Below are 20,577 nucleotides of genomic sequence, written 5' to 3' on the forward strand. Positions count from 1 at the left end.
AGAACATTCATAAGAAGGAAACATCATGGATCTCGCTGCTTTTCAAAGCATCCTTACCGTCCAAAACATCACTGTGTTTGTACTCGCCATCTTTGTTGGCTATCACGTTGTTTGGAACGTCACTCCTGCCCTGCACACCCCTCTAATGGCAGTGACTAATGCTATTTCTGGAATCATTATTGTGGGTGCACTTTTACAAACCGAGGTAATAGGTGGCGATGAAATCACCCTCACCAGCATTATTGGCGCTGTTGCCGTTTTCCTCGCATCTATCAATATTTTTGGTGGCTTTATGGTCACGCGGCGCATGCTAGAAATGTTTAAGAAAAAAGCACCGAAGGCAAATGCGGCTGATGTAGCCAAATAAATAGAACAAGATCTATAGAGACCCAATCATGTCAAACATAACTGCTATTTCCTATCTCATTTCATCAGTGCTATTTATCCTCGCACTACGTGGCCTGTCATCACCAACCACTTCACGCCAAGGTAATACCTTTGGCATGATTGGCATGCTTTTGGCTGTCATTACCACTTTCTTTATTCCTGATTTCAAGCCAGCGGTCTCGTTAATTGCTGCTGCGGTTGTAGGCGGAGCAATCATTGGAACCATTGCAGCCAAACGTGTACAAATGACCAAGATGCCAGAGCTAGTTGCTTTGATGCACTCTTTTGTGGGTTTATCAGCAGTCTTAATTGCTATTGCAGCGGTATTTAATCCTACGCATGACCATACTGGCGCGCAGAAAATTGAATTATTCATTGGTGCATTTATTGGCGCGATTACATTTACCGCCTCAGTAATTGCTTTTGGAAAACTCTCTGGCAAAGTCAGCGGTAAGCCAGTCAGCTTCTCAGGCCAACACTTACTGAACTTGATATTGGCAGTCGCCATGGTGGGCGGGGGCATTGCCTACTTTATGACTGATAGTCATGCTGCTTTCTTGGCCATGTGTGCAATTGCATTGGTTCTGGGTGTAACTTTAATCATCCCAATTGGTGGCGCAGATATGCCCGTGGTTGTTTCTATGTTGAACAGTTACTCCGGTTGGGCGGCCGCAGGAATTGGCTTTACCTTAAACAACCCTGTTTTGATTATTGCAGGTGCTTGCGTAGGATCTTCTGGCGCAATTTTGTCCTACATTATGTGTAAAGCGATGAACCGCTCTATTTTGGCAGTCTTGCTTGGTGGATTTGGTGCAGAAGCTGCTACAGGCGGTAGCGATGATGGTAGCCCCAAGAATTACAAAACCGGTTCACCAGAAGATGCCGCCTTCCTGATGGAAAACGCAGATACAGTCATCATTGTCCCAGGCTATGGTTTAGCAGTTGCTCGTGCGCAGCATGCCCTTAAGGAGCTGACAGAGAAATTGACTCATCATGGTGTGACTGTGAAGTACGCAATTCATCCAGTGGCAGGCCGTATGCCTGGGCACATGAACGTACTCTTAGCTGAAGCAGAAGTTCCATACGATCAAGTATTTGAAATGGAAGATATCAATAGCGACTTTGGACAAGCTGATGTAGTGCTGATTCTTGGTGCAAATGACGTTGTTAACCCGGCTGCACGTACCCCTGGTAGTCCAATCTTTGGTATGCCAATCTTGGAAGCATTTAAAGCCAAGACGATTATTGTGAACAAACGATCAATGGCAGCAGGTTATGCTGGACTAGACAACGAACTCTTCTATATGGATAAAACCATGATGGTCTTCGGTGATGCGAAGAAAGTTGTTGAGGATATGGTCAAGGCGGTTGAATAAGTCGTTTACTTAGGACGATAAAAAAGCTGCCGTTGGCAGCTTTTTTATTTTATTGAATATCAGCAAATACTACTGGGCTTGAGTAGCGGTACTTGAGTCTCGTGTCGATGGGTTGCTAGGCTGTGTAGGAATGTTAGTATTTATCGCATTGGCTGAAGGCGTTAATATGGTGACTTGATCAACGCAATCATTGCTATCGTATGTCACTTCATAGACTTGTAGATCACCATCATTAATAGCTTCAACTGGAGTACTAATGACCTCAGTAACCCCCAAAGTAAAGACGTCTGCCGTTCCCTCTACAAGAGCGCGCGCAGTTTTTGCTCCCTGGCTGTAACCTTGTTTAAATCGATAAATTTCATATTTTTTTCCATTCCTAACCCCGCTGGTCACTGGAACTCCAAACTCCGCAATTAAAGCGTCTCTAGATGTGCCTACTTTAAAAAGAGCAATATTTTTTTCAGTTGGCTGATGTGCCGCCATATAAACGGAACAGCCCCCCAATAAAAAGACCGCAGCAGCCATGACAGCTAATTTCTCAAACTTCATTACATACCTCGCATTGATTTTTCTGGAGTTAGTTTATTCGATAGTCAAAAGCATATAAAAAAACGCCTGGTCTTATGAACCAGGCGTTTTGATTTTCCACGGCTAAACAGCCGAAGGAATGGGCTATTACATCATGCCGCCCATACCACCCATACCACCCATACCGCCCATATCAGGCATTCCGCCGCCAGCAGACTCATCCTTTGGCGCTTCAGAAATTGCACAGTCAGTAGTGAGCAACAAGCCAGCAACAGAAGCTGCATTTACCAATGCAGTTTTAGTTACTTTAGTTGGATCAATCACACCTTGGGCAACGAGATCACCATATTCACCAGTAGCCGCGTTGTAACCGTTATTGCCTTTGCTTTCCTGCACGGCGTTCACAACTACACCAGCATCTTCACCGGCATTGCTAACGATCGTACGCAATGGCTCTTGCATAGCGCGTAATACGATGCTGATACCAGCATCTTGATCAGGATTGTCGCCCTTCAGGCCTTTGATGCCTTGCATTGCACGAATCAATGCTACGCCACCGCCAGGAACAATGCCCTCTTCAACCGCTGCACGAGTTGCATGCAATGCATCGTCGACGCGAGCTTTCTTTTCCTTCATTTCAACTTCAGTAGCAGCGCCAACACGAATCACGGCAACACCACCAGCTAATTTAGCTACACGTTCTTGCAATTTTTCTTTGTCATAGTCGCTAGTAGCTTCTTCGATCTGAACACGAATATTCTTCACGCGAGCTTCAATTGCTTTAGCATCGCCAGCACCGTCAATGATGATGGTGTTTTCTTTGCCAACTTCGATACGTTTTGCTTGACCCAAGTGCTCAAGAGTGGTTTTCTCGAGTGTGAGGCCAATTTCTTCAGCAATCACAGTACCGCCAGTCAAAATTGCAATGTCTTCCAACATGGCTTTACGACGATCTCCAAAGCCTGGAGCCTTAACAGCACAAGTTTTAATGATTCCGCGGATATTGTTCACAACTAAAGTTGCCAAGGCCTCACCTTCAACATCTTCTGCAATGATCAACAATGGACGACCAGACTTGGCAACTTGCTCGAGTACTGGGAGTAAATCACGGATGTTAGCAATCTTCTTGTCAAACAAAAGTACGTATGGGCTTTCCAATACGGCAACTTGTTTCTCTGGTTGGTTAATGAAGTAAGGAGAGAGATAGCCACGATCAAACTGCATTCCTTCTACCACTTCTAGCTCATCTTCTAAAGACTTGCCATCTTCAACAGTGATAACACCTTCTTTGCCTACTTTTTCCATTGCTTCTGCAATGCGCTGACCAATACTGTGATCGCTGTTTGCAGAAATCGAACCTACTTGAGCAATTTCTTTTGTAGTGGTGCAAGGCTTGCTAATTTTTGCGAGCTCTTCGACCGCAGCCGTAACAGCTTTATCGATACCGCGTTTCAAGTCCATTGGGTTATGGCCTGCAACTACGTATTTCATACCTTCACGTACGATAGACTGAGCCAACACAGTAGCAGTAGTAGTACCGTCACCAGCGATGTCAGCGGTTTTGGAAGCAACTTCCTTTACCATTTGCGCGCCCATGTTCTGGAGCTTGTCTTTTAATTCAATTTCTTTTGCTACTGATACACCATCTTTAGTGATGGTAGGGCCGCCGAATGAACGCTCAATAACAACGTTTCGACCTTTTGGTCCGAGAGTTGTTTTTACTGCGTTCGCAAGAATATTTACGCCTTCGACCATCTTGGTACGAGCGTTATCTCCAAATACAACGTCTTTTGCTGCCATGATTGAATTCCTCTCTTAAATACCGAAATTACTTCTGTACAACAGCCATGATGTCTTCTTCGCGCATTACGAGAAGCTCATCGCCATCGACCTTAACTGTTTGACCTGCATATTTACCAAACAAGACGCGATCGCCTACTTTGACGTCAGGTGCATTTAATTTGCCGCTGTCATCACGCTTGCCTGGACCCACTGCCAAAACTTCACCTTGATCAGGCTTTTCTGCAGCTGCGTCAGGAATGATGATTCCGGAAGCGGTTTTTGATTCTTGATCCAAACGCTTGATGATTACGCGATCATGTAAAGGACGCAAATTCATCTCTTCTCCTATGTTAGTAAGTGTTAACTAATTAAAAATCTATATAAATCAATTGATTACATCCTCATTACACGGAATATCGGTGAAATTTACGAAGAAATTTCGCTTTTAGCACTCGCGTGTAGAGAGTGCTGATTATATAGGTCTGATTACAAGAATTTCAAGGGTAGATCCCTCCAAATTCTTGTGGATTTGACCAATCTTTATAATTGGGACAGGTTAGTAGGTCTTTTCCTACAAATAAATCAGCCTTAAGCCCTTACCCCTCCAATCCGTCCTGCCTAGACTGGACAGTCACCGATTGGAGAATGCTGATGAGCCCGAAATCCCGGCTGTACACGCTTGTAAAGGCATGGAAGAACAAACCCTTCCAAGAAGTCCGCGACGCCTCTGGCGCGCCCTGGCTTGGTATTAGTAACCAAGCTCTCGAAGAACACCAATCCTGGTCTAAGCGACAAGCGATTAGCCATGAACCCATCTTTAACTGCAAGGGAACAAAACTGACCGGATCTTTATTTAGACCATTATTAGAAGCCTCTGACATGCAATTACTACGCATGTTCATGGAAGGCCTAGATACGATCTCTTACTGGTATCGGAGCGGTCGCTTCATACCCGGCATTTTGCCGGTGCCATCCCATGCAATTATTTCCAGCGACTATATCGATGCATTGAGTGATCTCATTTTGAACTCTCGTCTACCCGTCGGACTGGTTGGCTTGGGAATTTCTACAGTTCCCAATCCAGAGAATGCTGATGCATACAAAGAGGCTTTACAGCGAATGAGACGACTAGGCGTATTACTCCATTTCATGAACTTCTCTGGAAGAGAGGATGAATTGCATTGGATAAGTCAAATGCAAATGGAAGGGATTCACATCGATATGCGTCAGTGCCGAGAAAAGATGATTTCTGCTGCAATGGTTTCCCATTTACGACTGTCGCCTTATTCATCAACCAAAATTTACGCGAGCCATGTGGGGCTAGTGAAAGATCTAGAAAACGCATCTCTAATACAAGTTGATCATTGCTATGGGGGCTTGATGATGTCACCACTCAGTCGGCATCAGATGCTGCAAATCAATGACAGCCGTATCGCTAAAGCTATTTATTCGCTGCACCCTCATCCACAACCAAACCAAAACGGAGACAAGTAATGAGAAAACGCGTGATGTTGGTAGATGACCATCCGGCTATGCTGATGGCTCTTAAAAGTATGTTGCAAGACCAGTTGCTATTTGAAATAGTTGGGCAAGCCCAAAATGGCGAGGAATGCCTTAGATCTATGAAGGAAATAAATCCCAATATGGTGATTCTTGATCTGGACATGCCTAAGACTGACGGCTTTGATGTGATTCGTCGAATCGGACTGATGCACCCAGACGTTCGTATGCTCGTTTTATCAAGTATGGATGAAGCTGTATATGGCGGCAGAGTTCGTTCGTTGGGCGGCCACGGATTTGTGAATAAAACAGCTGGGGCAGATGTCATCTTAGCAGCCTGTGTTGCCATCTCACAAGGCTATAACTTTTTTACACACGGAAAAAATGGTAATAGCTCATTAAGTGATAACGAAAAGTTAGCCCTTATCTCCGATCGTGAATTGCAAGTCATGAAATATCTTGGTAAAGGCAATACCAATCAGCAGATCTCCGACATGCTTCACATTAGCAATAAAACAGTTGCAACCTATAAAACTAGAGTCTTTGACAAATTAGGTATCAATAATATTGCCGATCTGATCTTATTTTGTCGCATGAACAAGATTATCGAAAGCTAAAAGACATATGCATCGATTGATCGCTTTCGGCTCTCTTCTGATTTACTCTGTGATTAATGGAGTAAGTGGGGAGGCGTTTGCGAGCCCCATGGGTCAAGAAGAACAGCGATGGATCGATGCCCATCCGAAAGTTCACTATAGTATTCATGAAAAATATACGTCTTACTTGCAAGCTGGTGATGACCACAATGAGCCTGGAGTCTTTCATCTTTTCTTGAAAAAACTGGGCCAAACCACTGGACAGGACTTCATTCCCAGGTGGAGAGCAACAGATCAGGAAGGCCTGGAGCAATTAGCGAATGGTGAAGTTGACTTCATTATTGATCCACCTATCTTTGATGGCGAATATCTCAAATATGCATCACTATCAGAGACTCTCTTCTGGGGCCAAGATGTCATCCTCAAAAAAGCACTTAAGAAGGAAAAGGTGATTGATGTAAGCAATATTGCGTACTTTGATCGTGGCTATGAAAATCCACCTCAACCTATTCATCCTCAGGCAAGCATCTCTAAGAGTGCGGAAGGACTGGCATTAGATCTTCTCAAAAATGATATCGAGGCCTTAGTTCTTCCTATTCGACTGGCCAAACAACTCATAAAGCAATTTAATTCGACCGATCTTCAAATTGAGGGGCCATATAGCCATGAACCTTTTGAGTATCGGTGGCTCATTTCCAATGAAGATCGAGCATTGCATGGAATCTTAAGTCACTTTCTAGGCAATCTAGACCCCATAGAATCTGGTCAACTCTTTTCAATTGGCAATAGCAGCATTCAATCCACAACGCATAGCCGCATCCATTCTCTGTCCTGGCTATCAACCATAGTAGTGCTTTTTATTGGCAGCCTCTTACTTTGGCGCATGTACAAAAGACAAAGTATTCAGAAGCAAGAGGTGGCAGCTCTCATTTCCTCGAAAGAGCATGCGGAGAAGGCTAATGCTGCTAAGTCTGAATTCCTAGCAACGATGAGCCATGAAATTCGCACACCAATGAATGCGATCTTGGGTGTTCAAGAACTTCTACTCGCCAGTAGAAAATTTTCTGATAATGAAAAATCATTGCTGAAGAGTGCCCATGCTTCAGCCGAGTCCTTGTTGGGAATCTTAAATCAAGTCCTCGATCTTTCAAAAATTGAAGCGGGAAAACTGACCTTGAATTTAGAGCCTTGCTGCCTCAATACCCTAATTGATGAGCTGGATTCTGCATTCTCAACACTAGCCAGAAAACAAAAATTGGTTTTGCATACCTCAAAAGATCCCCGTATTGCTCCAGTGCTAATGTTAGACGCCCTACGATTACGTCAAATTTTGCAAAATCTACTGAGCAACGCCATCAAATTCACGAATCATGGCGAGATCTATTTTTCAATTAGCGTGTTAGCAGATGATCATGCAGGCCAATTAATTGAATTTAGAGTGATCGATACTGGTATTGGAATGGGTAGCGAAGAAATTGAACTGGCCTTACAAGCCTTTGAACAAATTCCGGGACAGAGCGAGCAAAACGGGACTGGCCTGGGCTTAACCATTACCAATCATTTGGTTACATCTATGGATAGCCAACTGTATTTTGAAAGCGCGCCTGGTTTTGGGAGCAATATTCATTTTTGCATAGCGCTTCCCCGCACCAGTATTGCCGCATCTAAAAGGCCGTTTATTGACAATGCATCTCCATCTAGAAAATTGGTATCTCAAAAACCAGGGTTAAAAAATAGCGCACTGCAAGCTTTGGTAGTCGAGGATCATCCGGCCAGTCGCCAAATTATTTCGCTTCAGCTTCAGGCCCTAGGGTTTGTAGTAACAGTATGCGAGAGTGCCAGTGCGGCCTTGCAATTTATTTCAGAAAAATCCTATGATCTTCTGTTGACTGACCAATCCATCCCGGGAATGCAAGGATCTGATTTAGCGAAAACTATTCGTGCCTTGGGCTATCGTGAGCTCATTATTATTGCGATCACAGCAGATATTTATGCTCTTGACTCTCGTCACCAGTTTTTGGCTGCTGGCATGAATGGTGTTCTGATTAAGCCGCTAAGCTTAATGACGCTTGAAAATGAATTAAGCCGTTTTTTCACAAGTCAATGTAGCTTGGATGCTGACGAAGGCTCTGCCCTAACGGAAGAGTATTCATTTAATGCATTTGCCAATCTCTTAAAACAAAACCCAGACCATATCGTCGTGATCTTAGATGAAATTCGGAAAGTCCATGATGAAGCTCTAGATGCACTCAAGAATGAATCCATTGATGAGTCCGATTTGGCTAGCATGCTCCATAAAATCAAAGGTGGAGCCCAACTGCTTGCTGCAAAGAACTTTGTGGAACGTTGTGAGTGTTTAGAAAAAATGGGGCCTTTACCAGAAAAAATTGCTTCTTTCATCACGTTATTAGAAGAACAAAACCAAATCATTACAAGATACCAAGCAAAATATGCTGGCCCTTAGATAAGTAGATTGATTTACCTACTAGCGCTGTAGGTTTATCCTATGGGCAATGAAATCATTTTTTCAGCGCCTCTTATCTATTGCTGCCTCAGCAATTTGGCTAGGGATTTGTCTCTTTGCGCGGAATGTAAACGCTGAAGAACTCAATTCTCCCCAAATCCCCCAAGCTGTAATGACTAGTCTAGAGCGTAGTCAAATCCCCAAAGAGGCTGTAAGTATTTCTGTAGTTGAAATTGAACCTAGTCGCACAGGAAAGTTTCTAGCGAAGAATGTATTAGATTGGCGCTCAGATGTTGCCATGAATCCAGCTTCAACAATGAAGCTCTTAACTACCTTAAGTGGCTTGGATATTTTGGGGCCCCAATATCGTTGGCGTACCAATGTCTACACTGACGGAGTTATTCGTCAAGGCGCACTAAAGGGAAATTTGTATCTTCAGGGAACGGGAGACCCCAAACTCATCCCCGAGGAGCTTGTCAAGATGATGAAATCTTTGCAAGGGCTTGGCATACAAAAAATAGATGGTAATTTATTCTTTGACCGAAGCGCATATGCTTCCAGCGTAATGGAGCACAATGCCATTGACGGCGAATCTCTGAGGGCCTACAACGTTCCGCCAGATCCTTTGCTCTATGCCTTTAGAACACTCGCTTTCCAGCTAGGAAAATCTCGAACTGCTGACTTTATTGATATCTCTTATACCCCAGCACTCTCACAACTAAAGATCGACAATCAACTCCAACTAATCGATCGATCCTGTGATAACTGGAAAAACAATATTCGCTTTAACCTTAGCCCAGATAGCGAGGGCAATACGAATCAACCCCTCATTGCACAATTTTCTGGCGCCCTTCCAAGTACTTGTCGGGGGGTGAACTACAACGTAGTTGCGCTAGATGCCAACACTTTCTTAACCCAGGGATTTGCTGCTGCCTGGGAATTATCTGGCGGTTCCTGGGTTCAGCCCCCTCTGGGCAAAGACGGCACCGTTCCATTGGCAGCAAGATTACTGCTGCAATTTGAGGGCATCAATCTTGCAGATGATGTTGTCGATATCAATAAGTACTCTAACAATGTCATGGCACGCCAACTGTTACTTACCTTGGCGCTAGAGAAAATGGGCAAGCCAGCCACTACTACTAATGGACAATTGGTGATTCTGAGTTGGCTGAAAAAAAATGGTATGGATTTTCCAGATCTGGTCATTGAAAATGGTTCAGGCCTCTCACGCAATGAAGCGATCTCAGCATCACAAATGAATCAACTCTTGATCGCCGCTCGCAATCTATCTGTTGGAGAAATTTTCTACAACAGCCTGCCTATTGCTGGAACTGATGGCACGATGAGAAATCGCTTGATGACCCAATTGCGTAAATTTCTACACTTGAAGAAAAAACCGGAAGTCAGAATGAAAACTGGCTCACTTGCTGATGTACGAGCCATCTCTGGATACGTCGTTAGTAAATCCGGAAAAATGTATGCAGTCACCTCGTTCATCAATCACCCCAATGCCTGGCGAGGACTAGAGGCTCACGATCAATTACTTTCGTGGCTCTTAGAGGATGGGCCAGAACCAAAACACGCACGCTGAAGACGATCTCTCACGCCATCCCACTCTTCACCCGTTGGTGGCTCAGGAAAAAGAATTAAATCCCAACCCTGCTGGTCTAAATCTCTGAGTGTGCGATACAGCTTGCTAGCAAAACTGGCAGGGTCGCTAGACACAATGATCTCCGACACATCAATAGAGGGATGATCTTCCAAAACTAGTGAGGATTCAGAATCCCAAACAGCTACAGCAACACGCGATTTAATATCTGGAAATTCACTCAAAGCATCCAAGGCGCGACCCGGTGCATATAGAATAAGGGGCGTAGTTGGGGCATAGTGCGCCTTCAAGCTTCCAGAAACTCTGGGGACATCTGCTCCTTCATCGCTTTCATTATTTTGAAGATGAAGTTGACCAGGCAGATAAACATGAACACCTGTTTTAAACAAAATCTCTTTAGGAGTAATGACACCGGGGCGCAATAAAATTGCTTTATCACCTGACGAAAAATCAATGATGGTGGACTCAATTCCAACTTCGCAATCCCCGCCATCCAAAATCATCAAATCCAATATTCCTTCAAATTCATTACGCACATCGGCAGCGCTAGTTGGCGATACCTTGCCAAAACGATTGGCTGATGGAGCAACAACAGCACCCTTAAATTTTCGCAATAGGGCTTGAGCAATCGGGTGCGCAGGGGCGCGTATGGCAACAGTATCTTGCCCGCCAGTCAGCGCATTCAAGACACTTTTTTCTTTTTTAAAGACCAAAGTTAATGGTCCTGGCCAAAAGGTGTTGATTAATTTCAAGGCATCTTCAGGAATATCTCTAGCCCAAGGAGCCAATAAAGGGACCCAATCTATCTGCGGCACATCAAATTGATTAGCGGCAGCAATATGAACAATTAATGGATGATCAGCAGGCCTGCCTTTTATAGTGAAGATCTTCTGAATCGCCTCAGGATTTTTGGCATCGGCTCCCAGGCCGTATACGGTCTCTGTTGGGAATGCCACTAGACCACCATCACGAAGGGTCTGTACTGCCTCATTAATCACTGCAGATGATTGCAGTGGCGTACTGGCTGAAGACATTCTATGGCTCGATACCTAATTCCGCGGCAACGGCAGCACAATTTTGACGTGCTTCATTTAAAGCTTCACCCAAGCAATTAATGTGACCCATTTTTCTACCGATGCGCGGTGCTGACTTACCGTAGAGATGTAACTTTGCATCAGGGTGTGCCAAGACTTTATTCCAAGCAGGCTCTTTAGCATTCTCTTCGCTACCTTCAAACCAAAGATCTCCTAGGAGATTTAACATCGAAACCGGCGCTAGCTGTCGAGCATCGCCTAGCGGTAAGCGCGCCATTGCTCGAACTTGCTGCTCAAATTGACTCGTGACGCAGGCATCCAAGGTGTAGTGCCCTGAATTATGTGGGCGGGGCGCAATTTCATTAGCCACAATATCGCCGTTCTTGAGCACAAAGAATTCAATACAAAGAACGCCAACGTAATCAATCTTCCGAATTAATGCTTTGGCCGCATCAATAATTTTTTTCTCTTGCACAGGCTTTAATGAGGGTGCCGGAACAGTAGATGTATGCAAAATGCCATCGCGATGAATATTTTGTGCGACCGGATAGGCCACTACCGCATCGTCGTAACCACGCACTACCAAAGCAGAGACCTCGAAATCCAAATCCATCCGCTTTTCGAGAACACAGGGCACGCGCCCAAAATTATTCCATGCAGAAGCCAATTCTTCAGCATCATAAACAGTGGCCTGCCCTTTACCGTCGTAACCCATGCGTGCAGTCTTCAGTATTCCTGGGAGCAATTCTTCTGGAACATGTGCAATATCGGCATCATGCTCAATGACAAAGTTTGGAGCGGGGCCAATATTGGTCTCCGCCTTCCAGGTTGCTAAGAATTTTTTCTCTGCAATGCGATTTTGGGCAAGAGAGACGCAACTACTTCGAGGCGCCACAAATACCCCTAGAGACTCTAGCTCATCTAAGGCTTGTGCTGGAACATTTTCAAACTCAGTACTTACCGAGGCACATAAGGATGCCATTTCTTTTAAAGCAGCTGAATCTGTGTAATCTGCTTGAATGCATTTTTCTGCAATTGAACCAGCTGGGCTATCAGGACTAGGATCTAAGACGCACACTTTATAGCCCATAGCTTGTGCAGCTTGAGTAAACATACGCCCCAGTTGACCGCCACCCAAGATACCTAAATATGAACCCGGCAAAATGGGCTCTAAATACTCTGCCATGTATTAATATCCCGGCAAATTCATGGAACGCGCAGTATCAGACTGCTTACTGCGAAACTCTTCTAGACGTTTAGCTAAATCAGCATCATGAAGAGCCAGTCCAGCAATCACATGTAAAGCGGCGTTAGCTGCACCCGCCTCGCCAATAGCGAAGGTAGCAACTGGAATCCCTTTGGGCATTTGCACAATTGAATACAAAGAATCTTCACCACGCAAATATTTACTAGCCACAGGAACACCATAAACAGGAACAATAGTTTTAGAAGCGAGCATACCTGGCAAGTGAGCTGCACCACCTGCTCCAGCAATAATTGCCTGAAGGCCATTAGCCTGGGCATTTTCTGCGTACTGGAACATGTCATCGGGCATGCGATGTGCGGATAGAACTTTGGCTTCATGTGCCACACCAAATTGCTCGAGCATCTGAGCAGCATGCTGCATAGTGTCCCAATCTGAATTGGAACCCATCACTATTCCGACTATTGGCTTCTTGCTCATTGCTTCTCCGAATACCTTAAATTCTTCTAAGACCTCTATTATCCCCGAGTTAAGACTGCTCAGTAAGCCTACTTAAGGCTTCGCGATACTTTTGGGCGGTTTTTTCAATAACTTCAGCAGGTAATTTGGGAGCTGGCGCCGTCTTAGGCCAAAGTTTGCCATCTACCATGGCAGTTTCAAGCCAATCACGCACAAACTGCTTGTCATAAGAGGGTGGGTTTGAACCAACGTAATAGGTCTCCGCCGGCCAGAAGCGAGAAGAATCCGCTGTCAGAATTTCATCCATCAAAACTAATTGGCCCGCATCATCTAAACCAAACTCAAACTTGGTATCAGCAATAATGATTCCCCGAGTAGCGGCGTACTCAGAAGCCTCTTTATACAAACGAATACTCACTTCGCGGATCTGGTTGGCCAATTTCTCACCAATCAACTCCACCACCTTTTCAAATGAAATGTTTTCATCATGCTCACCCACTTCTGCTTTAGCAGCAGGCGTGAAAATCGGCTCAGGTAATTTTTGCGCATTCTCTAGACCATCAGGCAGGGCAATTCCACAAACCTTGCCAGTCTCTTTGTAATCTTTCCAACCGCTCCCGGCTAAATAGCCACGCACTACAGCCTCAACCAAAATTGGCTTCAAGCGCTTGGCAACTACTGCACGTCCCTGGACCTGAGAGACCTCTTCTGCAGTAACCACGGATGTTGGATCAATTCCAGTTAAGTGGTTTGGAATAACTTTGGCCAACTTATCAAACCAAAAATTAGCCATTTGATTCAGAACGACTCCCTTCTCGGGAATCGGTTCACCCATCACCACATCAAATGCAGATAAGCGATCAGTAGTGATCATTAGTAGCTTGTCATTGCCTAGTGCATAGACATCGCGCACCTTGCCTTTAGATAACAAAGGTAATGACTGAATAGAAGTGGCATACAAAGCTGGCATTGTTAAATCACTTTACGATCTGAGCAAGTTTTCCGCTCTTATAGAGTTCTGCCATTTTTTCTAATGGGATGGGTTTAATTTTGGATGCTTGACCTGCAGAACCAAAAGCCTGAAAGCGTGCAATACAGACTTTTTTAGCTGCTTCACGGGCAGGCTTTAAATAATCGCGTGGGTCAAACTTACTAGGATTCTCAAATAGATAACGGCGAATCGCTCCTGTCATTGCTAAGCGAATATCGGTATCAATATTGATCTTACGAACGCCATTTTTAATACCTTCTTGAATCTCTTCTACTGGCACGCCATAAGTCTCTTTCATATCGCCGCCAAATTCTCGAATCTCTGCAAGTAGTTCTTGCGGAACACTAGATGAGCCGTGCATGACTAAATGGGTATTCGGAATACGCGCATGAATTTCTCTAATGCGATCAATTGCCAAAATATCGCCAGTGGGTTTCTTAGTGAACTTGTAAGCGCCATGACTGGTACCAATTGCGATGGCTAAAGCATCGCATTGGGTAGCTTTCACAAAATCAGCAGCCTGCTCAACATCCGTTAACAACTGCTCTCGAGTCATAGTGCCGTCTGCGCCATGGCCATCCTCTTTATCACCCTTCATTGTCTCGAGTGAGCCTAATACTCCCAACTCGGCCTCTACAGTGACTCCAATGGAGTGAGAGAACTTCACTACCTCTCTAGAAACATCTACGTTGTATTCATAGCTCGCCACAGACTTTCCATCAGCCTCTAAAGAACCGTCCATCATGACACTAGTAAAGCCACTCTTGATTGCTGCCATACACACAGCTGGACTTTGGCCATGATCTTGGTGCATTACGACTGGAATATGCGGATAGGCTTCAACAGCAGCAGAAATTAAATGGCGTAAAAAGGCTTCACCTGCATATTTACGTGCACCGGCAGAAGCCTGCATGATCACTGGGGAATCAGCTTCATGAGCCGCCTCCATAATTGCAGTGACTTGCTCTAAATTATTGACATTAAATGCTGGTAAACCGTAACCATTCTCAGCAGCATGATCCAAGAGTTGACGTAAAGATACTAAAGCCATGATGTTCTCTTTGTTAATAACGTTAATAGTAGTAATTCAATATTTCGATGTAATAGGTAGATGAAAAAATTTAATTGGTTTTCACCTGGATAATTTTGAGGCTGTTGGTACCGCCCGGTTCGCCCATTGGCTCGCCTGAAGTTAATACCACTGTATCGCCCTTTTTAATTGCACCTGCTTGCTTTAAACACATTTCTACTTCTTGCAAAGCAGTATCCCGATCGCGGCTGTAGTCCAAACCGAGTGGGGTGACATTACGGTAGGTGCTTAAAGAACGTTGCGTAGCAATCTTCGAAGTCAAAGCAAAAATTGGTACGTGAATATTATGTCGACTCATCCAAATTGCGGTTGAGCCGGAGTCAGTAAGCGCAGCAATTGCATTCGCATTTAAGTGATGAGCGGTAAATAAGGCCCCCAGCGCAATTGTTTGGTCTATTCGAGTAAAGGTTTGATCCAAAAAGTCGGTATCTAATTGCACACGATAGGACTTCTCTGCCTCGACACAAATTTCTGCCATCGCCTTAATAGTCTGCACTGGGTACATGCCAGTAGCCGACTCAGCAGAGAGCATCACTGCATCAGTGCCGTCTAGTACCGCATTTGCTACATCACTCACTTCGGCCCGCGTTGGCACTGGCGCACTAATCATTGACTCCATCATTTGAGTGGCGGTGATCGTAAACTTATCAGCCTCGCGCGCCCAAGCAATCATGCGTTTTTGGAGTGCTGGTACAGCTGCATTACCCACCTCGATTGCTAGATCACCGCGAGCAACCATAATGCCGTCGCTTTCTGCAATGATGCTTTTGAGAGCATCTGGCTCTATCGCCTCTGCACGCTCGACTTTGGCGATCGTTTTTACCTTACCAACTCCATACTTAGCACTTGCAGCATCTGCTAGCTTACGGGCATAGGCCATATCTGCGCCATCTTTTGGAAAGCTAATCGCCAAAAAGTCAACTCCCATAGCAATCGCCGCATCTAAGTCAGCAATATCTTTCTCAGTCAAGGCTGGCGCAGTTAAACCTCCACCTGCACGATTAATACCTTTGTTATTAGAGAGCGGGCCACCTTGCTCAACGAGCGTGAAAATCTCTCCACCCTTGACGCTTTCAACCCGAAGCACTACTAAACCATCGTTTAATAGCAAGCGATCACCTGGCTTCACATCGTTTGGCAACTCTTTGTAATCAAGGCCTACGCGTCCTTGATCGCCTAATTGACAGGCAACATCTAAAACAAATTTTTCACCTTCTTTCAGAAGGACTTTGCTATCAGCAAATTTTCCCACCCGAATTTTTGGACCTTGCAGATCCGCCATGATGCCGACTTCTTTACCCACTTCAGCGGAAATACTTCTCACCAAATCATGACGAGCCTTATGATCTGCAACCGTACCGTGTGAAAAGTTTAGACGCACGACATCGACGCCCGCACGAATCATATCGCTTAACACCTCAGGCTTTTCTGATGCAGGCCCTAGAGTGGCGATGATTTTGGTTGCTCGTAACATATTTAGTCTTTCGCCCGTTCGGCTAATACTGCAAAGGCTGGTAAGGTTTTACCTTCGAGAAACTCCAAGAAAGCGCCGCCGCCAGTAGAGATGTAATCCACTTGATTTTCAATACCGTACTTCGCAATAGCAGCCAAAGTATCGCCGCCGCCAGCAATCGAAAATGCCGGCGAATGGGCAATAGCAGCAGCCAGCATTTTGGTGCCGCCGCCGAATTGATCAATTTCAAATACACCTAAAGGGCCATTCCAAACAATCGTACCGGCGTGGGCGAGCATGATTGATAAACGAGCTGCAGTCTTAGGTCCAATATCCAAAATCATATCGTCCTCTGCCACCTGATCTGCAGGCACGCGATTTGCACGCGCCAGTGGTGAAAGCTCATTCGCTACAACGACATCCTCTGGAATCGGAACATGCGCACCACGTTTTTCCATGAGCTCCATGATTTCTCTAGCTTCCTGCACCAAATCGGGCTCAGCAAGTGATTTACCAATCGGCAGACCTTTAGCTAGCATGAACGTGTTGGCAATTCCGCCGCCAACAATCAGTTCGTCAACCTTGTCAGCCAAGGCTTTAAGGATAGTGAGCTTCGAAGAAACTTTAGAGCCTGCAACAATTGCTACTAGTGGACGCTTCGGGCTTGCCAATGCTCGACTTAATGCATCCAATTCAGCAGCCATCAAAGGGCCAGCACAAGCAACCGGTGCAAACTTTGCAACCCCATGCGTAGTTGCTTCAGCACGATGTGCAGTACCAAATGCATCATTGACATATACATCACACAAAGCGGCAATCTTTTTTGCTAACTCGTCGCTATTCTTTTTCTCGCCAATATTCAAACGGCAGTTTTCCAGAAGCACCACTTCTCCGGGATTAACTTCAAAACCACCCTCAACCCAATCACTTATCAGCGGAACCTTACGATTCAGTAAGGTAGCAATACGATCAGCCACGGGCGCCAAACTATCTTCAGATTTAAATTCGCCTTCAGTCGGACGACCCAAGTGAGAGGTCACCATCACCGCCGCACCAGCATCCAAACACATCTGAACTGCAGGCATAGACGCCCGAATACGGGTGTCTTCTGTAATGTTCCCCGCTTCATCTTGGGGAACATTAAGGTCAGACCGGATTAAAACCCGTTTTCCCTTCAATTGGCCTGACTGGGCCAATTCACTTAAACGCTTAACTTTGAATAAGGTATCCGGCATGAGAATGTATAAATAAGGTGGTTTTTAGGGAATGCTCCATTCTAAATCGTCCAGCCTTCGCACCCAAGGGATCTGAGCCATCAAACCACCCCGCCTGCTCTACAATAGGAGTTTGGGCGCATTTTCAGTCGGGGGAGCTAAAACCCTGGTTGAGCGCCCCGATTAACCAGATACAAAAAGGTAGAGAAAATGTCGATGTCCGACCGCGATGGCTTTATTTGGTCCGATGGGAAGCTAATTCCTTGGCGAGAGGCCAATATTCACGTCCTTACACACAGCCTGCATTACGGCATGGGCGTATTTGAGGGAATCCGGGCCTACAAGACTCCTAATGGCACAGCCATTTTCCGCCTTCCAGAGCACGTCAAACGTCTCTTTAATGGCACCAAGATCTTCCAAATGAATATGCCATTCAGCCAGCAAGAAATTACCAAGGGCATTATTGACGTAGTCAATAGTAATGAGCTGGAGGCTTGCTACATCCGCCCAATTATTTTTATTGGCTCCCAAAAACTAGGCATCTCCCCGAAGGGTAACTCTATCCATACTGCAATCGCAGCCTGGGAATGGGGTGCTTATCTCGGCGAGGATGGTATTAACAAAGGTATTCGTGTGAAGACTTCTTCATTTACGCGTCACTTTGTGAACTCTTCATTAGTACGCGCTAAGGCATCTGGCTATTACATCAACTCCATTTTGGCTAACCAAGAAGTCACTGCCAATGGATATGACGAAGCCCTATTACTAGATACTGAAGGTTATGTGTCTGAGGGATCTGGTGAAAATATTTTCATGGTGAGCGATGGCATTGTTTATACGCCTGATTTAGCTTCATGCTTAGATGGCATTACACGCGATTCAATTATTGAGATTGTGAAAGATCTCGGCTTAGAGTTGCGCGAGAAACGCATCACTCGCGATGAAATCTATTCTGCTGATGAAGCTTTCTTCACTGGCACTGCTGCTGAAGTAACCCCGATTCGTGAGCTTGATGATCGCACTATCGGTGATGGTAAGCGCGGTCCTATCACTGAAAAAATTCAGAAGACGTATTTTGATGCTGTTTATGGCAGAAGTGATAAATACAAATCTTGGCTCACCTACGTGAAATAATTTCTTTTAGTGTTTAGGAATAGCATATGACTCAAGCTCAAGCGTTAATGGTAGATGGTAAAGATCTCCCATTACATTGCCCAACGAATCAAACACCAGCCTGGAACTCTCATCCACGGGTGTTCTTGGACATCACCAAAACCGGGGAAGCAAAGTGTCCATACTGTGGCGCTGAGTACAAACTCATTCCTGGCACCGAGCCACACGGACACTGAGCCTCATCAGCGCCTTTCATCAGGCGCTGAGTCGGGATACAACATATGCGAAGTATTCTGATCATCGCCCCGAACTGGATTGGGGATGCTGTAACTACCCAGCCACTTCTGGCCACTCTCAAAGCACAATATCCAGAATCTAGAATTGATGTTCTGGCTAGCCATTGGGTTGCACCCATCTATCGCGCTTGCTCGGAAGTTAACCAAGTCATTGAAGCCCAGCTCGAACATAAAAAACTACAGTGGAATTTACGCAAACAGTTAGCTAAAGAGATTGAATCTAAAAACTATCAAGCCTGTTTTGTATTACCCAATAGCTTTAAGTCTGCTCTTATTCCTTGGCTGGCTAATATTCCATTTCGTATTGGCTATCGTGGTGAATGCCGTTTTGGCCTGATCAATGTAGCGCTTGATAATCCCAGCAAAGTGAATCGCCCACCGATGGTGGAACACTACTTAGCACTCAGCCATCTCCTCAAAGAAGGTGAGCTAGCCACTTCGGTCAAGCTAACACCTAAGCTCAATATCCCGCAGATAGCAAAACAATTAGTAGAAAAAAAGATTCAGGATCATGGCGTCAATCCTCAATCTATTTACGTACTGTGTCCCGGTGCAGAATATGGCCCTACTAAGCGCTGGCCTACCGACCATTTTGCAAAACTCACAAAGCTTTTATTAGCCGAAAATTCTAGCAATCAGGTGATCTTGTTAGGCGGCAAAGGTGACCATATTCTTGGCCAGGAAATTACATCCCAAGCGGGAGCTGTAGACAATCTGCAGAACTGGTGTGGTGAAACCTCGCTAGATGAAGCGATTGCCCTAATTAGCATGAGTAAGGCCGTCATCAGCAATGATTCGGGCTTAATGCACATTGCAGCAGCTCTCAATACTCCTCAGATTGCTATCTTTGGATCCAGTGATCCAGCCCATACTCCACCCCTTTCCAATAAGGCTAAGGTGATCTGGTTGAATATGTCTTGCAGCCCATGCCATAAAAGAGAGTGTCCTTTAGGCCACTTACTGTGCTTAAAAGACATCCTGCCGGAACAAGTATTCGCTACACTCAACACCTTGTAGTAATTTCTCAGGAAAAGTGAGCTATGTCCAAACTTGCCAGACTCTTTCATAATGCAGATGAAGTAGTGGATGCTTGGCGCGATGCATTGCGTCATCGGGATGTACAAAGCGCCTTAGATATTTGGCTTGATGATGACTCTATTACCTGCGTACTACCTGAAGGTCACCGCTTAAGTGGACATGCTGAAATCCGCAAGGGTCTAGAACGTTTACTCTCTAAGCAGCCCTTATTTCTTGAGCCAATTGCTTGTATTAGCCACACTATCTTGGGTGCTGCGGTATATGACACCACAGAAGCAGTTCACCTCAGAGCAGATCAAGTAGAGGCTGAGTTTTTTCTTAATATCACCTTGGTCCTTCTGCAAGATAGTCAAGGTTGGCGCATCGCCCATTTACACGCAAGTCGCTCTACCGAAGAAACATTTGACGCTCCGTCAACACCACACGGACTGCATTAATCATCA

Annotated in this window: 20 protein-coding genes; 10 read left to right on the plus strand and 10 right to left on the minus strand. The window is 45.2% G+C overall.

The window, feature by feature from the left end:
- Positions 1-25: 25 nt before the first annotated feature.
- Both C2757_RS07440 and C2757_RS07445 read left to right on the plus strand, forming a co-directional pair.
- Positions 26-367, plus strand: a complete 342-nt coding sequence (locus tag C2757_RS07440) for a proton-translocating transhydrogenase family protein (protein ID WP_215373937.1) — start codon at positions 26-28, stop codon at positions 365-367.
- 28 nt (positions 368-395) lie between these two features.
- Positions 396-1,763, plus strand: a complete 1,368-nt coding sequence (locus C2757_RS07445) for an NAD(P)(+) transhydrogenase (Re/Si-specific) subunit beta (protein ID WP_215373938.1) — start codon at positions 396-398, stop codon at positions 1,761-1,763.
- Between the two features lie 69 nt (positions 1,764-1,832).
- Here C2757_RS07445 and C2757_RS07450 read toward each other — a convergent pair whose 3' ends face one another.
- From C2757_RS07450 to C2757_RS07460, 3 genes are all read right to left on the minus strand, one after another.
- Complete coding sequence (locus tag C2757_RS07450; protein WP_215373940.1) at positions 1,833-2,312, minus strand: hypothetical protein; 480 nt, start codon at positions 2,310-2,312, stop codon at positions 1,833-1,835.
- A gap of 126 nt (positions 2,313-2,438) precedes the next feature.
- Positions 2,439-4,091: a chaperonin GroEL gene (gene groL / locus C2757_RS07455; protein WP_215373942.1), complete on the minus strand. Its 1,653-nt coding sequence runs from the start codon at positions 4,089-4,091 to the stop codon at positions 2,439-2,441.
- 28 nt (positions 4,092-4,119) lie between these two features.
- Positions 4,120-4,410 carry a co-chaperone GroES gene (locus C2757_RS07460; protein ID WP_087909492.1) on the minus strand — a complete coding sequence of 97 codons (291 nt, stop codon included), beginning with the start codon at positions 4,408-4,410 and terminating at the stop codon, positions 4,120-4,122.
- Between the two features lie 314 nt (positions 4,411-4,724).
- Between C2757_RS07460 and C2757_RS07465 the strand changes: the two genes are divergently transcribed.
- Genes C2757_RS07465 through dacB form a run of 4 tightly spaced genes read left to right on the plus strand, consistent with a single transcriptional unit; the run spans position 4,725 to position 10,224 of the window.
- Positions 4,725-5,567 carry a diguanylate phosphodiesterase gene (locus tag C2757_RS07465; RefSeq protein ID WP_215373944.1) on the plus strand — a complete coding sequence of 281 codons (843 nt, stop codon included), beginning with the start codon at positions 4,725-4,727 and terminating at the stop codon, positions 5,565-5,567.
- Positions 5,567-6,190 carry a response regulator transcription factor gene (locus tag C2757_RS07470; RefSeq protein ID WP_215373945.1) on the plus strand — a complete coding sequence of 208 codons (624 nt, stop codon included), beginning with the start codon at positions 5,567-5,569 and terminating at the stop codon, positions 6,188-6,190. Before C2757_RS07465 ends, C2757_RS07470 begins: the two co-directional genes overlap by 1 nt.
- Before the next feature lie 7 nt (positions 6,191-6,197).
- Positions 6,198-8,633: an ATP-binding protein gene (locus tag C2757_RS07475; protein ID WP_215373947.1), complete on the plus strand. Its 2,436-nt coding sequence runs from the start codon at positions 6,198-6,200 to the stop codon at positions 8,631-8,633.
- Between the two features lie 49 nt (positions 8,634-8,682).
- Positions 8,683-10,224 (plus strand): D-alanyl-D-alanine carboxypeptidase/D-alanyl-D-alanine-endopeptidase, encoded by a 1,542-nt coding sequence (dacB, locus tag C2757_RS07480; protein WP_215373949.1) that lies wholly within the window; start codon positions 8,683-8,685, stop codon positions 10,222-10,224.
- Here the strand turns inward: dacB and C2757_RS07485 are convergent.
- The 7 genes from C2757_RS07485 to C2757_RS07515 form a co-directional block, all read right to left on the minus strand.
- Complete coding sequence (locus C2757_RS07485) at positions 10,170-11,276, minus strand: L-threonylcarbamoyladenylate synthase (protein WP_215373950.1); 1,107 nt, start codon at positions 11,274-11,276, stop codon at positions 10,170-10,172. The genes dacB and C2757_RS07485 overlap by 55 nt on opposite strands.
- A gap of 1 nt (position 11,277) precedes the next feature.
- Positions 11,278-12,462: a 5-(carboxyamino)imidazole ribonucleotide synthase gene (locus C2757_RS07490; RefSeq protein WP_215373952.1), complete on the minus strand. Its 1,185-nt coding sequence runs from the start codon at positions 12,460-12,462 to the stop codon at positions 11,278-11,280.
- 3 nt (positions 12,463-12,465) lie between these two features.
- Positions 12,466-12,960: a 5-(carboxyamino)imidazole ribonucleotide mutase gene (gene purE / locus C2757_RS07495; protein ID WP_215373954.1), complete on the minus strand. Its 495-nt coding sequence runs from the start codon at positions 12,958-12,960 to the stop codon at positions 12,466-12,468.
- 49 nt (positions 12,961-13,009) lie between these two features.
- On the minus strand, positions 13,010-13,909 hold the full coding sequence (locus tag C2757_RS07500; protein ID WP_215373956.1) for a phosphoribosylaminoimidazolesuccinocarboxamide synthase: 900 nt from the start codon (positions 13,907-13,909) through the stop codon (positions 13,010-13,012).
- Between the two features lie 7 nt (positions 13,910-13,916).
- Entirely contained in the window at positions 13,917-14,981 is a 1,065-nt protein-coding gene (gene fba, locus C2757_RS07505) for a class II fructose-bisphosphate aldolase (RefSeq protein WP_215373958.1), read from the minus strand.
- Positions 14,982-15,051: 70 nt separating this feature from the next.
- Positions 15,052-16,494: a pyruvate kinase gene (gene pyk / locus C2757_RS07510; protein WP_215373960.1), complete on the minus strand. Its 1,443-nt coding sequence runs from the start codon at positions 16,492-16,494 to the stop codon at positions 15,052-15,054.
- Positions 16,495-16,496: 2 nt separating this feature from the next.
- Entirely contained in the window at positions 16,497-17,708 is a 1,212-nt protein-coding gene (locus C2757_RS07515; RefSeq protein ID WP_215373961.1) for a phosphoglycerate kinase, read from the minus strand.
- A 189-nt stretch (positions 17,709-17,897) separates the two neighbouring features.
- Here C2757_RS07515 and C2757_RS07520 point away from each other — a divergent pair, with 189 nt between their 5' ends.
- From C2757_RS07520 to C2757_RS07535, 4 genes are read left to right on the plus strand one after another with little or no spacing between them, the layout of a single operon-like run.
- A complete protein-coding gene (locus tag C2757_RS07520) occupies positions 17,898-18,821 on the plus strand; it encodes a branched-chain amino acid transaminase (RefSeq protein ID WP_215373963.1) in 924 nt (307 codons plus the stop codon).
- Positions 18,822-18,847: 26 nt separating this feature from the next.
- On the plus strand, positions 18,848-19,036 hold the full coding sequence (locus C2757_RS07525; protein WP_215373964.1) for a zinc-finger domain-containing protein: 189 nt from the start codon (positions 18,848-18,850) through the stop codon (positions 19,034-19,036).
- Between the two features lie 45 nt (positions 19,037-19,081).
- Positions 19,082-20,113, plus strand: coding sequence for a lipopolysaccharide heptosyltransferase II (gene waaF / locus C2757_RS07530; RefSeq protein WP_215373966.1), 1,032 nt, complete (start codon positions 19,082-19,084; stop codon positions 20,111-20,113).
- Positions 20,114-20,136: 23 nt separating this feature from the next.
- Positions 20,137-20,571 carry a nuclear transport factor 2 family protein gene (locus tag C2757_RS07535; RefSeq protein ID WP_215373968.1) on the plus strand — a complete coding sequence of 145 codons (435 nt, stop codon included), beginning with the start codon at positions 20,137-20,139 and terminating at the stop codon, positions 20,569-20,571.
- The last annotated feature ends 6 nt before the right edge of the window (positions 20,572-20,577 follow it).

This window comes from Polynucleobacter sp. MWH-Svant-W18, assembly GCF_018687495.1.
Classification (GTDB): Bacteria; Pseudomonadota; Gammaproteobacteria; order Burkholderiales; family Burkholderiaceae; genus Polynucleobacter.